Here is a 14,418-nt window from a genome sequence, read left to right as displayed (position 1 = left end):
GCTAGTTTTTCGGTAAAGTTCGGGGTGCGATCAAAAGACATGATTAGCTCCTTACTAGGTTTAATACTCGATAAAATTTATGAGTCGGTTGGAATTATAAATCCACGAGACGATCTGCCGGTAATCCGTACATCGGTCGAAGGATTCTGTCGTCCTACAGAAGTAGATCGCGCTTCGGTGGCCCACCATACAACATTATGGGGGGCCACCGAAAACTGCCGATAAATCCACCTGCGACCGCCGCTAAATCTTCCTCGCTTAAATCTGTAACTTCTTCATCCGGACGCTCGGACTCTAGAATTCGTGCGGTGTATTCCTCGAATTCCTGTGGTGTGAAATCGAACCCCGCAGCTTTGACGATCTCGCTACATTCTTCTTTGCTATTCACCGATTGGATTCGGGAACGGAATGATTCATCGGAGGCAATTTTTTGATAAAAAGCATGAACTTGTTCGAGAGCCATAAGTTAACTCCTGTTAGAATTTGAGAGTGATGGGAGGATACGGTTGGTAGATAAGCTGTTCAGCATTGAAATTGCTTGTGGAGATGAGGCACTCTTGCAAGAGGCAACACCCCCCAACTCTCCCGACTTCGGTGGGGCGAGGAGGGGTTGGGGGAGATTCAGCTAATCTAACGATAGGCGGTTATAGCGGTTTTCACAGAAGTGAGTCCCGATTGAAACGCTGAAACGCCTATCTATCAAGGGATTTACTATACCTTATTAGACTGAAAACCGCTATAAAATGGGTCCTTGCTTAATATTCGGGAGTGATGGGAAGATCATTCCGATAATGATGGGCGGCCAAATTCTTATTCCCAGTGTTGTTGGTTTTGGCGGTAATGATATACCTCCGCCTTGAATGTTTCGAGTCTCGATCGCGCGATTGATCGCAGTTTCAAGAGATTCTTGAAAAGAGTTCACCTGTAGATCGGAAATATGAATTTTAGCCATGGTAATTAGACTCCTATTTAATAGGGTTAAGATTCGGGTTCGGCAACCTTCACGAAAGTTTCGGAAGGATTATAGTTGTCAGTGACAACCTGCGGACAGCGCAGACAAGCCGCTTTTCCCTCCTGTAACCACCAGCGACAGTTTTGCCGGATTCGACAGGGGGGAAGGATATCGGTTACTTCTGCGAGTCCCTGTGCCACCCGGTGCGCGAGGCGACAATCTTTCCCATCGAAATGAACGCATTCTTTTTCCGCGCAGGACGCGGCGAAGCGGAAGACTTCGGTGGGGGTGACGGGTTGAGCGAGTGCGAGAATTTCTGCGGTGACGGGTTGGATTTCCGGGAGATAGGCGACGCGGGGTTCCTCAACGGTTCCCGCTGCGATCCCGAAAATTACGCTATCCGGGGAATTTTCTCGTGCGCTAGGGCAAAGGGTAGGTGTCTGGTGCGGAAGAGATTTCATCAGTTTTATCCGCTTTTTCAATGGATAATTACGAGCGAATTGGTTAGGGAACACGCTCGCGATCGTAATTGACTATATAAACAGAAAAGTCTTGGCAAGAGTTGTCAGGCTTGTCGAGCTACTTCTCTGAATTTAATACTATGGAACCTTGCAAGAAAAAACAAGATATTTTTAAAGACTAATTGAACTTAAAACAATCATTTAAGTTCAAAAAATATAATCTAGGTTATTCTACATTTTTGAGAGAATAACCGGCTCTTCTCGACTTTGTGTGATAATTTTTGCTTATGGAGTCGTGAAATGCTTATCGGACAAGACTTTTAGGACTATTTTGCGGAAGAAACTATCAGTATAGACCTCGTTTCCACACAGAAACCAGAAGAGCCAATAACCTTAAAGTACAACTGATCGCAGTATTCTTGCCGATCAAATTTGAGACAAAAATAAGTTAATTAAGTTTCAAAATACATTTGCGTTTTGAATGTGTATCGTGGATGATTGCGTTTAGTCAACCTCAAACATGAGATCAATCGATTATGGCTAACATCAAAGTCAATGATTTACAAACGACCGATGAATTAAGAAACCTAACGAATGAAGAACTCGGAATGCGAGGTGGTTTTTGGGGATGGGTTATCACCGCTTTCGTGGTTGGATTCGGTATCGGTCGAGCTTCACAAGGCGGTCCGACCAATATATCTGTCACGGTTCCCACCGGTGGCGGCGGCGGTGGCCGTGCTTTCGACACTGGTTCGACAGTTGCACTCCATTAATAATGTTTTAGAATAATTAGGGTCTGCTGAATAAATCTAAAAACCTTGCTGGATAAGACTTTTAGCCTTTTTTGAAATCCAAAAGTACCAGATATGGGAGTGATCAGGGGGAAATTCAGCTACTTTTTCCCTGAAAATTAGGTAATTGACCCCCTCAAAATCGGTAAAACCCCACACCCCACACCCTACACCCTACACCCTGCCCCTAGGAAAAACTTTTTCAGCAGACCCTAATTAAGGGGCGGGATGGATAGCTTCCACCCCATCCACAATTAATTACTTAACTCGTATTCTATTTCCTGAATCTTCTCCTTTACCCAGGCGTTAAACAAATCAACACCGATTTTCAGAGCCAACTCCTCGGTTAATTTTGGTTTAACGATTTCCTCGACAAAAATCAGGTGAAAACCTCGATCGCCTTGCATCGGTTTCAACAATCGAGAAGAATCCGAGGCGAAAATTGCAGCCGAAAGATTCGGTCGTAAATCCTTACGGTAAACAGTACCGCGATAACCTCCCTTGCGTCGTAATTCCACATCCTCGATATAGCGATGCGCTACTTCCTGAAAGCTGATTTCCTCCTCCTGAATCGATTCATACAACTCCTCCGCCATCGCCTGATCTGCTAACACCACCTCGTAGATCACCGCGCCGGTATAATCTAGCTGGTGTTCGACGAAATAGGATTCAATTTTGTCTGCGAAAAGATGTTCGGCTAATTTACCCGATAGTAAATTGAATTGAACGATCTCCTCGAAATCATCTAGGGATAAGCCCTGTTTTTGCAACCAATTCCATGTATCTTTGGCGTTATGTAATTCATTGGCGAGACGGAATTGATCGGCCGCCTGTTGTAACTCGTCAGTTGTGTTTTTAATCCCCGCTGCCGTGGCAGTTTCGGTGATGATTTTCCGAGCGATAATTCCCTCGGCCATTTCGGGGACTTTCCCCGATAGCTTAAGCTGTTGGATAAGGTCTTGATTGGTGATGGTGATACTATGGGACATAATGACTCCTGAAACAGTTATGCGAAATTAATTTCCTAGTTGAGATAGGCAAGAGGGTTAGCGAGGAGTGTAAGTAATTTGGCTTCGATACCTGAAAAAAACTAGAGTTTTAACCCGTCTTTTTGCAGATCCTTAAAGGGATCGAGGATGTAATCGATCACCCGACGCTGACGGACGATCGCTTCTGCGGTAGCCGTATCCCCCGGATTGAGGGGAATACATTGATTTCCCTTTTGAATACAGGAGCGATCGAGTTGAATTTCTAGCTCGAAAACGTTAATTTTTCCGTTTGGCGTTTCCTTTTCGATCGCCGTCGGTGATTTCTTGGTGATCTTGCCGCCGATAATGCCGTAATCCTGAAAAGGATAGGCATCGAACTTGACTTTTACCGGCATACCCGCCCGGAGAAATTGACTTTGATCCGTGGGCATTTCTGCCTTGAGAATAAACCGGGAGCCTTTCGGTGCTATTTCCGCAACCCGCGTTCCCGACTGCACCACCGCACCCGCGCGTTTAATCGGTAATGAAAAGATCGTGCCGTCGGTATTCGCCTTTAAAACCCTCTGACTTAGTTGGATTTGGAGCGCTTGCCGTTGGCTCTCGCTTTGGGCGATTTCCGATGCCAGTGTTCCGATCTCCGTTTCTAGATTTTTAATCTGCTCCTGTATCCTTAAGAGTGCCAACTCGTTGGAATGGCGGAGACTTTGATAACCCCGCTGCCGCTCCTGTAATTGCAGACGCGCTTGGGCGATATCGGCGCCCGTTTGTTGACTCGTCTGACGGTAGGCGCTTTCTAATTCCGCTAGTTTATGTTGATTTTCTTTTACCTCCGCTTTTCCCCGCTCGTAGAGTTGTTGGCGCTCCTTGGCATTGTCCTCGCGCTCGATGAATTGCACCTCCGATATCGCGCCATCCTCCCACGCTTTTCGGTAGCGATCGACTTCTTTTAAAGCCGTTTCATAACGACTTTTGAGAATCGGATAATCGGTCTGACTTTGTGCGAGGGCGGTTTTCGCTTGATTGACTCGCGCTTGTTGTTCTTCTAGGGATATTTTGGCCTTCTTGATTAATGCGTCCACATTCTCCCGCGCTTGTTCGATCGAGGCTTCTTTTTCCGCTGCTGCCGCGCGATTTTGTTGGCTTTGGGTGGTTAAAGAAATCTCTAACTGACTTTTGACAAGTTTCTGTTGGGAAAGACGGCTTTTTTGTCCTTCTATTTTCTCCTCAATTTGTTGTATTTCCTTGCCGATTAATGAGGAATCTAGGGTTAAAATCGGTTGTCCTGCTTTCACCTCTTGGCCTTCACGGACATAGATTTTTTCCACTTTTCCCGTCGCGATAGCATCGATTTTGACTGTTTCCCCTTGGGGTTCCAGTTTTCCCGGACCGACACCGGTTTCATCGACTTTTGAGAATATCGCCCAGGGGAGAATGATCGAGACGAAAATAATCAGAAAATAGAGTAAACCACGCGTCCAGGGTAGGGGTAAAGTATCGATCAATTCCTTGGTCTGGAAAGACCAGTTATCGCGCTCTCTGTCTAGATTAGTTGTCATAGTTATTCACCCAATTGATTAGAGTTCAAATTACGGTAAATACCGGGACGGGCCATTAATTCTTCGTGGGTTCCACTATCGACTAATACCCCTCGATCGAGAACGAGAATACAATCCGCGTTCCGCACCGTAGAGAGGCGATGGGCGATAATCACCATCGTGCGATTCTGCCGAATTTTCTGGAGATTTGTTTGAATAATCCGTTCCGATTCGGTATCGAGGTGGGAAGTGGCTTCATCGAGGATTAATAACCGCGGTTCTCCCATCAACGATCGAGCGATGGCGATCCGTTGTCTCTGTCCCCCGGAAAGTAGCCCTCCACCCTCGCCGATCTGGGTTTCGTACCCCATCGGCAGTGATTGAATAAACTCATGAATTCCCGCTAATTTCGCCGCGACCACCACATTTTCTAGGGGGTGATCGGGATGACCCAAACTGATATTTTCCCGAATCGTGGAACCGAAGAGAAAGGTATCTTGATCGACGACTCCCACCTGTTGCCGGAGGGAACTGAGGGCGATCGTACTCAGTTCGTAACCGTCGATCGAGATTTTCCCATCGGTGGGGGGATAGAGACCGATCAGTAATTTCGAGATCGTGGTTTTTCCCGAACCGCTCCGACCGACGAGGGCAACGGTTTGACCGGGTAAAATCTCAAAACTGAGGTTTTCTAACACATTGCGATCGCTGTCGGGGTGGTAGCGAAAGGTGACATTTTCAAAGCGAATATGTCCCTGTAATTCTGGGAGAAACTGACGGGAAAGTTCCTCTAAATTCTCCTCCGGCTTTGCGTCTAGTACATCGTTAATGCGCTCGACGGCGATATTGACTTCTTGAAATTGCGTCCAGAGAACGGTTAAGCGTTGAAAAGGCGCGATGATCTGGGCAAAAAGCATATTAAAGGCGATCAATTGTCCGATCGATAATTGATTTTGAATTACCAGATAGGCACCGAAACAGAGTAACCCTGTCGTCGCTAAAGATTCGATCAGATTACTGAATATCTGGAGATTATTGCCGATGATCTGCCCGGAGAAATTTTTCTTGACCTCCACCGAGAAAAGGTCTTCCCAGTGCCAACGGGTCGATCGCTCTGTGGCGGTAGATTTGACGGTACGAATACCGGTTAAAATCTCGATCAGGTAACTGCTTTCCTTAGCGATCGCCTGAAAAATATCCCGGGATATTCGCTGCAGAAAAGGGGTAGAAATTAACGCCAGCAGAAGGAACGGTGGCACGATCGCTAAACTGATGAGGGCTAATTGCCAGCTATAGCGGAACATCACCGCCACATACACGAAAACCGTTAATAAGTCAAGTAAAATCGAGAGAGCTTCCCCAGAGAGAAAACGCTGAATCTTGCGATTTTCCCCGACGCGAGAAATAATATCGCCCACATAGCGGGACTCGAAATAACCGAGGGGAAGGCTGAGGGTATGGCGGATAAAACCGGTGATTAATGCCGTATCGATGCGATTAGCGGTGTGATCGAGGAGATAGGCGCGTAAACCGGTAATTGCTACCCTAAAAACCCCGAAAATTAGCGCACCGATACCCATCGCCCAAAGGGTGGTTAAGGACCCCTGCACGATCACCCGATCGAGGATTAACTGGGTGAAAATCGGCGTAATTAAGCCGAAGATCTGGATAAAAAGGGAGGCGACGAAAATTTCCAGCAGCACGAACCAATGGGGTTCCAGTAAGCGATAAAACTGCCAGAGAGAGGTTTTATCCTCTTTCGTGTCCCGAAATTTCTGGTTCGGTTGCAGCAGCAGGGTGAATCCCGTCCATTTACTGGCGAATTCGGCACGACTTAGGGTTAATTGCCCGATCGCTGGATCGCCAATAATCACCTGTTTGGGGGTAATTTTCCAGATCACAACGAAGTGTTTGCCTTCCCAGTGAGCGATCGCCGGTAGGGGCTGTTTCCCTAATCCCTCTAGAGTCGCTTTTACCGGACGGGTGGAGAGGCCGATATTTTCCGCCGCGGTGATCAGTCCCTTCAGGGATGCCCCGTCGCGGTTGACGTTGGCCATTTCCCGCAAACGGTTGACGCTGATTCTTTTGCCCCAATAACGGGCGATCATGACTAAACCGGCCGCCCCGCAATCGGAGGCGGACTGTTGCTCGAAGAAGGGATAACGGCGGAGGGATTGACCGATCCAGTGACCTAACCGCTGCGCCGGAGAGGGGAAATAGGCTCGATCGCTTTTTTTGTCCGTTTCTTCTGTCTTCGTCCCAAGAAGTTGCTCAATTTCCCGCGCCCGTTGTAGTAATGTTTTTTTCAGGGCGGGGTGTTTTTTCAGGATCGGCTTCAGGGCGGACTCGGGGATAAGAAGTAGTTCCGCCTTCGCCGAGACTCGAACCGAGTAGGGAAGAAAACCCGATCGGGGAAAGAGGGAGAATTCCCCGAAAAATTCGCCGGTTTTGAGCGCAATCATCTCTTTTTGCTGCGAGTTCGCTATACGAACTTTGCCGCGAACCACTAGGTATAATCCGGGCTGTAGGGGCAGTGTACCTGCTTCGGGAGAGAGGGTGATCGCCGTTTTCTGGAGACTCCGCCACTGGGTTTCGGACAGGAATTCCGGCCACGGATTGACGAGGCTGTGAGTATCGAGCATAGTTGTTTTAAGCTTTGGCTGAAGGAGAAAGATCGACGATGCGGATCGGCTGTAGCTGTTTGCGGAGGCGATTGATGTGGGTGGGGGTGAGTGCGACCCCGAATTCTTTCTCTAGATGCCGCGCTAACCAAACCCCCGACCATCGCTTAAAGGAATAGCCGAAATCCCGGGGGGATTTACTAATCAGTTCCTTCAGGCGATCGAGGTAAGGTTGATCAACTTTTGAAGGGCGACCGCGGCGGTATTTCTGCCAGCGATCGATCTTGCCACTCTCGGCGATCAGTATCCATTTACTAGCGGTGGCGGCAGTACAATCGAGAAGCTTACGGATCTCGCCCTGGGATTTGCCCTCGTCAGCGAAAAGAATGATTTGAATCCGTTTGCGATCGATATCGGGGATATTTGGTTCTGTTAAGATTTCGAGAAGTTGCTGACGTTGGGGTGGGGATAGATATTTACCGGCGCTTGATGACATAGTCTTTGCAACTATAAGTAAAAGCAGACAGCAGCAGGTCGGAGCGTTGAGGCAAGAAAGTTGTACTAAGTTGTACAATGGGCTAAATTCCTCGTGCAACGATCTCTTTCGCTGTCCCTAAATTCCTATTGTGGCTGCGAAAGTGAACATTATGAAGTTTATTAAATCCGACATTCCCCAAATCTTCATATACTTTTATATATTTTTACATTCCCCAAGATGTTTTGACGAAAAACCTTCATTGTAGAACCTACTATTGAGAACATTTTCAATAATTGATTTTTTCTGAGAAAAAAAATTACAATTCTTAACCTTGATAAAAATCCATCATTGTAGCTATTGAATGTTAAGAAGTGCGGAAAGTGGGTTAAATTGTTTTTCTCTCGCCCGATCAAACCGCTCTAACACCTAACCCCCATCACCCTATCACCCCATCACCCTATCTCCCCACTAGCCACTGATAACTGATAACTGATAAGGGACTTGCGCTTTGATAATGTACCATCTGGCTGGTCTGGTTCTTCTACAGAGCGATTTTCTGGCTGGGATATTATTCCTACGCAAGTCCCTATAGCGGTAAGCGCTTGAGTGAGATACAGACCAAGCTTTGCCTAGCATGGTTTATAGCTTGTGACACTGTACCTAATACGACTGCACACCGCTATAACTGATAACTGATAACTGATAACTGATTGCTGACTACTCAAAATCGTTATGACTATGATATAGTTGTTAAGGAATGTAAAAATAGTTGCATTTTCCCAGAAACTAGATTAAGGAGATTAAAAGTATGACCGCCGAAGGTTGCTTAAGAGTCGGACAAGCGGCGCCGGATTTCACCGCGACCGCCGTTTTCGATCAAGAGTTCAAACCCATCAAATTGTCGGATTATCGGGGTAAATACGTCGTTTTATTCTTTTATCCCCTCGATTTTACCTTTGTTTGCCCCACGGAAATTACCGCTTTCAGCGATCGAGTTAGCGAATTTGCCAGCATCAACACCGAGATTTTAGGGGTGTCCGTCGATAGCGAATTTGCTCACCTAGCATGGATTCAAACCGAGAGAAAATCCGGTGGTGTGGGGGATGTGGCCTATCCTTTGGTGTCGGATCTGAAAAAAGAAATCAGCACCGCTTACAATGTTCTTGATCCTGATGCGGGGGTATCCCTGCGCGGTCTCTTTATCATCGATAAAGAAGGTGTTATCCAACACGCTACTATTAATAATCTTTCTTTCGGTCGCAGTGTCGATGAAACCCTCCGCACTCTGAAAGCGATTCAATACGTCCAATCCCACCCGGATGAAGTTTGTCCCGCCGGTTGGCAAGAAGGGGATGCTACCATGGTTCCCGACCCTGTGAAGTCAAAAGTTTACTTCGCGGCAGTTTAGTTAAAAATCCTCAGAAGTCCCTCAGCTATAGATGGGGGCAGACTTTTAAGGGGGGCGAAATAATTCGCCCCTCATTTTAATCGGAAAATTTTCTGGAAAATTGGCCCCATTAGCCATGACCTCATCTAGAATACTGGCCAGACAAGTCTAGAAAGAGTCACGGCGATCTATGACTACCAGTAATTATGATTCCGAGTTGACAGTTTTGGGATTACCCGCAGCCAAAGGTAGATGGTTATTAATACCTCTAGGAATGGGCGTTTTACTCTGTTTAGGGACGGTGTACTCTTGGAGTATCTTTAGAAAACCCCTAGAAACGGAATTAAATCTCAGTGCCACGGAAAGCTTACTACCCTACACTGTGGCCCTAGTGTTTTATGCCGCTTCTATGCCGATCGCTGGTTTTTATATCCCCCGGGTAGGCGCTCGTAGGATGACCGCTATCGGCGGAATTATCGTCGGTTTAGGCTATATTCTCGCTAGTTTTGCCGCTCAGATTCAGACAATTATTCTTACCTACGGAGTCATTGCCGGCACGGGAGTCGGCATCGCTTACGGTGTTCCCATGGCAGTGGTGGCACGCTGGTTTCCCGACAAAAAAGGTTTAGCGGTGGGTTTAACTATCATCGGATTTGGCCTTTCTCCCCTGATTACCGCACCTTTAGCCAATCGATTAATCAATGAATATAGCGTTAGACCAAGTTTAAGATTTTTGGGGATTATCTTTACAATAATTATTGTGATTATTGCGATCACAATGAAGTTACCCCCTCAAGACTGGCAACCTCCCGCAAATTTAGCTAATCGAAAATCCGACTTTCAGTCCAATTATCCAGTGAATATGCTGAAAAGTCGCTCATTTTATGGCTTATGGCTTTGCTATGCTATTGGTGCTTTAATTGGCTTGAGTGCCATCGGTATTTCTAGTCCTGTCGCTGAGGAAATTATCCAGATTGAGCCGGGGTTAGCCGCTAGTAGTGTTGCTCTCTTTGCTTTGTTTAATGGTATTAGTCGTCCTTTGTTCGGTTGGTTAAGCGATCGCTGGAAACCCCATTATCTAGCGATCGGGGCCTATACACTCATTTTGATCGGTTGTCTGTTGATGGTCAAGGCTGAAAAAGGGGCAGTTAGTAGCTATCTAGTGGCTTTTTGTCTATTTTGGTTCTGTTTAGGGGGATGGTTAGCCCTAGCTCCCGCTACCACTCTCCACTTCTTTAATCCTGACCACTACGCCCAAAATTACGGTATTGTTTTTACTGCCTATGGTGTTGGTGCTTTGATCGGAACTTTAGTAACCGGTAGAATTCGCGACTGGTTCGGTACTTACACTTACGCTTTTTATGCCATGGCTGTATTGGCAATACTGGGCATTTTTCTCGCTAGTGCCTTACTGAAAAGAGAGCGATCACATTTATCAAATCCTAGCTAAGGGAGTTAATCTTAGCCTAGAGTAGATACTGCTGGCATTTTATAGTTTAAAATAGTCGAAAGAGGTCACATTGGACGGTATAGGTCTTTTAATCGCTCTTTTTCGGGGTGATTGTCGATTTTGAATCAAATCTTGGTTTTCCTGGAGGAAAGAAATTAACTGATCATCAGGGATTTCTCGGAACTCGCCAGTGTTCAATAAAACAGTAGCCATGGTAAATCGGACTCCCGAATATTCGTCTCGATCGCTATCATAGCAGCCCTCTACTAACAGGGAGTTCCCTAGAGTCAAAGAAATCACCGCTCAGGGGGAGTGTTCCCCGATCTCAATAACTGTCAGCTAACCGCTCAAAAGGGTGATAAATGCTATACTGCTACAGCCACTTTTATCCCGGTGGGGGCAAATTGGGGGGATAATAAAGCCCGAAAATAGCCGATAACTCCTTTCATTGCCTATAAATCGCACTCTATCAGGCGAGTAAAACAAAAAGTCACCATTTTTAACCCGTAGGGAGACTTCCACCAGAGAGCGGGAAAACAGCCTTCAGGAGCTGCTAGACTAAAATCCCAGTGATCATAATCATCGATACGCCACTGATCTTTATCGCGCCATCCTACCAATTCCCCAAATTTTTTAATCGTTTCTGCATCTTGGGTACGCAGGGTGTTAATATCACCGCCGGCAGCAAAATATAACTTCACCTGATTGCTAAAACCGAAATGATTGCCGCTATAATTTTTCCAAAGGCGATCGAGTACCCGAATCACATTAACGGGAAACCGCATCATATCCTCTGGGGTTAAAGTATCGCGGGTTCTGCCGGCAGTTTCGAGGATAACTCGGAGGGTTTCTGCGTCTGCCTCCCTAAAGTTCCCCTCAGCTAGGAATTGCTGTAATTTACCATAGCGCTCGATGTCCGGTACTAACATCTGCCGCGCTTCGATGAGGGCAACCCGTTCGCTTAAAGATTGCAATTGAGCTAAAATATCCTGAAGTTGGGCGTTAATATCTGACATAAATGTAAGGGGGTTTGTTGACTGCAAAAATTACCGATTTATCGGCAGAATAATTATTGATTTACCGCTTCTAATCTTGACTTAACAAAGCGGTTCATCCATGCTTCTAGATAGATGCGATTGGCTTTTTGTTCTTTTAAATCTGTGGTAGTTAAAGGGTAAGGTGCTAATCCTTGAATGGCTGCCGTTGTTACACAAAACATCGACTTTTGAAAAGTTTCGCAGATCTGGACTAATAAATCTTCCTCTTGACGAAAACTTTTTTTATAAATGTCGTGCAGATAATCAGGTAAAAAGTGACGCATATCCTGCATTAATAGTGTGGGGGGAATCCCTGCACCTCCGATGGGTAAAGGATCCGCATACAAAGCACCATAGGCAAACATTCCTTGATCGTAGGGAATTTGATAGGCTTGGGCATTATAGGAAATTGTACCGGGGAAAGGTGTTCCGCGAAAGAAAACCGCCTCAACGTAGGGGATTGCTGTATCCGCAAGAAAGGTTAATCCTGCCGATTTGGGGATCAGATCATAGGTTTGTCCTTTGATTTTTACTTGATAGATAATTGGTTTACTAGCATTATCGACTAAATTTTTCTTAATGTGTGCCACCACTTCGGGAATACTGGTAATTTTTCCGGCATCGTAGAGATCGGATAAACTTAAAAAAGTATCGGCCATAATTCGCCAAAATTGACCTAAACCGCTATAGTAGGCCATCATTCGCATTTGTTCTGGCAAAAATTCAGGGAAGGCTTTATTTAAAATTAAAACTAGGGGATTATTCCTAAATTTGGCTTGAATAACCTTGGCTGTCACCTCCCGAAAAGCGGCACCATCTACATAACTATCTAAACCACCCCCACCATGCCAAAACATGGCTTTCATACAGTATTCAGCATACTCAAAATTAATGCGATTATGCCACCAGTGTTGTAGTAATTTCTGCCAAGATACTTGACCATTAAAATATTTAAAGAAGGGGAAAAAAACCAAAAACTGATTTTCCGCAATATAAATTAAATTTTTGGAATAAGCATCTAACACCACTCCGTAACTTTTCAGGATACCCACTACCTCGATCAAATTCTGGGGAGTATCTTTTAACAATGCTTCCCCAGCCGTGAGACGATCAATATAGGATGCTAGGGGATGAGAGGAGGACTTGACAGGGATAGTGACCATGCTAGAAGCTTGATAAAATAACTTTCCTCATCTATTTTAACGCATAAAAGCACAACCAATTGGCAGCGGTGGCACGGCGAGTCATGCGGGGATTGAATTCGCCAATTTTATAACCAGTAAACCCCAATTTATCTTTTAATAATTGTTTATTTTCTGGCAAGATCGATCGAGTTAATTTTACTGTTGGGGGACGATTGGCGATAAAATCCGGGGGTTCGGGATATTCACGGCACCAATCTTCCTCTACTTGACTATTATCCCATTTTCCTTGACTTTCATCGTAGCGATAACCTAAACTTTGCCAGAGCAATTTATTAACGGTTTCGTCGTCAATTTCGTCGTTAATAATCGCCCAAATTGTCTCTATATTTAATTCTGGTAGTTCCATAGATCAAGTAAATGGGTGATGGGGTGTGGGGTGTGGGGTGTGGGGTGTGGGGTGTGGGGTGTGGGGAGAATAAATAAAATAATCTCCTATTTCCTGACGACCGGCTACTGACGACCGGCTACTGCCTACGGTTAAAATAACTGGTGAATAACATCGTTGATCATCGCGCAAGAGTAGCCTATTTTGCCTCCTTCTAACGCCAAAATTATTTTTATTTTAACTATCGGTGTGGTGTCGGTTTCTGCATCGGCAATTTTTATCCGGTTAGCGATCGAAGCGGTAGGTAATGCTACGATCGCATTTAGTTTATTTTTAGCGACTTCTCGTCTGATATTGGCTTCTGTTGTCCTAATTCCGAACTGGTTGACCTTATCACGCCAAAAAGTCCCTATTCAAGCCTATTATTACGCAGTGGGGGCAGGATTTTGTTTAGCTCTCCATTTTGCTACTTGGATTACTTCTCTATCCTACACCTCGATCGCCGCTTCTACCACTTTAGTCACCACTAATCCTCTCTGGGTTTCTCTGTTGGGTTGGTGGTGGTTTCGAGAAAAACCGACAAAATTAACTTTTATCGGCATTTTTGTGGCTCTAACGGGGGGATTATTGATTGTTTTAGCCGATCGAGATGTCAGTAGTTCTTATCCTAACCCTTTATGGGGCAATAGCTTGGCTTTAATTGGGGCAATTCTCGTCAGTGGTTATATTCTCCTCGGACGGGAAGCACAAAGAAAGGGCTTAAATATTAAGAATTATATAACTGTAGCCTACACTACCGCAGGATTAGCTTTATTACCTTCTGTTTTTTTATTCGGTCAAGGTTACGAAAGCTATCCCTTATCCGTGTATGTTTATGTGTTAATGATGGCGATTTTTCCGCAATTAATCGGTCATACTAGCTTTAACTGGGCTTTGCGATGGGTAGCACCGACAATAGTAACGATGGTAATTTTATTAGAGCCAATCGCCGCTAGTCTGTTAGGAGTGTTCATTTTTGGTGAAATCCCCCCCCAAGAAGTCATTTATGGCGGATTAATTCTGTTAATTGGCGTAGGCATTGCTATTTTAGGCGGATAAGCTGTTAGTGTATCTAAATTACTGGTTAAGTGTAATCTCGATCGCCGCTTGTGATCACAGACAAAAGCTAGATTAGTGTACAATGCTAA

The 14,418-nt window shown here is 45.4% G+C and carries 14 protein-coding genes; 4 read left to right on the top strand and 10 right to left on the bottom strand.

The window, feature by feature from the left end:
• Positions 1-154: 154 nt before the first annotated feature.
• The 3 genes from IM475_RS06240 to IM475_RS06230 all read right to left on the bottom strand — a co-directional run bounded on the left by IM475_RS06240 (position 155) and on the right by IM475_RS06230 (position 1,413).
• Entirely contained in the window at positions 155-463 is a 309-nt protein-coding gene (locus IM475_RS06240; RefSeq protein ID WP_287727014.1) for a Nif11-like leader peptide family natural product precursor, read from the bottom strand.
• Positions 464-736: 273 nt separating this feature from the next.
• Positions 737-952 carry a hypothetical protein gene (locus IM475_RS06235; protein WP_287727013.1) on the bottom strand — a complete coding sequence of 72 codons (216 nt, stop codon included), beginning with the start codon at positions 950-952 and terminating at the stop codon, positions 737-739.
• A gap of 26 nt (positions 953-978) precedes the next feature.
• Positions 979-1,413 carry a nitrogen fixation protein gene (locus IM475_RS06230; protein WP_149987409.1) on the bottom strand — a complete coding sequence of 145 codons (435 nt, stop codon included), beginning with the start codon at positions 1,411-1,413 and terminating at the stop codon, positions 979-981.
• 536 nt (positions 1,414-1,949) lie between these two features.
• Between IM475_RS06230 and IM475_RS06225 the strand changes: the two genes are divergently transcribed.
• Positions 1,950-2,186, top strand: a complete 237-nt coding sequence (locus IM475_RS06225) for a hypothetical protein (protein WP_287727012.1) — start codon at positions 1,950-1,952, stop codon at positions 2,184-2,186.
• A 272-nt stretch (positions 2,187-2,458) separates the two neighbouring features.
• On the opposite strand, the gene IM475_RS06220 is transcribed toward IM475_RS06225, so the two are convergent.
• The 4 genes from IM475_RS06220 to IM475_RS06205 form a co-directional block, all read right to left on the bottom strand.
• Positions 2,459-3,193, bottom strand: a complete 735-nt coding sequence (locus IM475_RS06220; RefSeq protein WP_287727011.1) for a peptidylprolyl isomerase — start codon at positions 3,191-3,193, stop codon at positions 2,459-2,461.
• Positions 3,194-3,294: 101 nt separating this feature from the next.
• The gene (locus IM475_RS06215; RefSeq protein ID WP_287727010.1) at positions 3,295-4,749 is read right to left on the bottom strand and encodes a beta-barrel domain-containing protein; all 1,455 of its coding nucleotides are present in this window, start codon (positions 4,747-4,749) and stop codon (positions 3,295-3,297) included.
• Between the two features lie 2 nt (positions 4,750-4,751).
• Positions 4,752-7,370: an ABC transporter transmembrane domain-containing protein gene (locus IM475_RS06210; RefSeq protein ID WP_287727009.1), complete on the bottom strand. Its 2,619-nt coding sequence runs from the start codon at positions 7,368-7,370 to the stop codon at positions 4,752-4,754.
• A gap of 7 nt (positions 7,371-7,377) precedes the next feature.
• Positions 7,378-7,845 carry a helix-turn-helix domain-containing protein gene (locus IM475_RS06205; protein ID WP_287727008.1) on the bottom strand — a complete coding sequence of 156 codons (468 nt, stop codon included), beginning with the start codon at positions 7,843-7,845 and terminating at the stop codon, positions 7,378-7,380.
• A gap of 790 nt (positions 7,846-8,635) precedes the next feature.
• Between IM475_RS06205 and IM475_RS06200 the strand changes: the two genes are divergently transcribed.
• The gene (locus IM475_RS06200) at positions 8,636-9,235 is read left to right on the top strand and encodes a peroxiredoxin (RefSeq protein ID WP_287727007.1); all 600 of its coding nucleotides are present in this window, start codon (positions 8,636-8,638) and stop codon (positions 9,233-9,235) included.
• A gap of 169 nt (positions 9,236-9,404) precedes the next feature.
• Positions 9,405-10,664 carry an L-lactate MFS transporter gene (locus IM475_RS06195; RefSeq protein ID WP_287659879.1) on the top strand — a complete coding sequence of 420 codons (1,260 nt, stop codon included), beginning with the start codon at positions 9,405-9,407 and terminating at the stop codon, positions 10,662-10,664.
• Positions 10,665-11,116: 452 nt separating this feature from the next.
• Here the strand turns inward: IM475_RS06195 and IM475_RS06190 are convergent, their stop codons facing one another.
• Genes IM475_RS06190 through IM475_RS06180 form a run of 3 tightly spaced genes read right to left on the bottom strand, consistent with a single transcriptional unit; the run spans position 11,117 to position 13,252 of the window.
• On the bottom strand, positions 11,117-11,680 hold the full coding sequence (locus IM475_RS06190) for a GUN4 domain-containing protein (protein ID WP_287659878.1): 564 nt from the start codon (positions 11,678-11,680) through the stop codon (positions 11,117-11,119).
• A 53-nt stretch (positions 11,681-11,733) separates the two neighbouring features.
• Entirely contained in the window at positions 11,734-12,864 is a 1,131-nt protein-coding gene (locus IM475_RS06185) for a CO2 hydration protein (RefSeq protein ID WP_287659877.1), read from the bottom strand.
• Positions 12,865-12,895: 31 nt separating this feature from the next.
• Positions 12,896-13,252, bottom strand: a complete 357-nt coding sequence (locus IM475_RS06180) for a DUF1823 family protein (protein ID WP_287690325.1) — start codon at positions 13,250-13,252, stop codon at positions 12,896-12,898.
• 183 nt (positions 13,253-13,435) lie between these two features.
• Here IM475_RS06180 and IM475_RS06175 point away from each other — a divergent pair, with 183 nt between their 5' ends.
• Positions 13,436-14,329 carry a DMT family transporter gene (locus tag IM475_RS06175; protein WP_287727006.1) on the top strand — a complete coding sequence of 298 codons (894 nt, stop codon included), beginning with the start codon at positions 13,436-13,438 and terminating at the stop codon, positions 14,327-14,329.
• The last annotated feature ends 89 nt before the right edge of the window (positions 14,330-14,418 follow it).

This window comes from Microcystis sp. M061S2, assembly GCF_020245605.1.
Classification (GTDB): Bacteria; Cyanobacteriota; Cyanobacteriia; order Cyanobacteriales; family Microcystaceae; genus Microcystis.
This window is presented reverse-complemented; position numbering and strand designations above follow the sequence as displayed.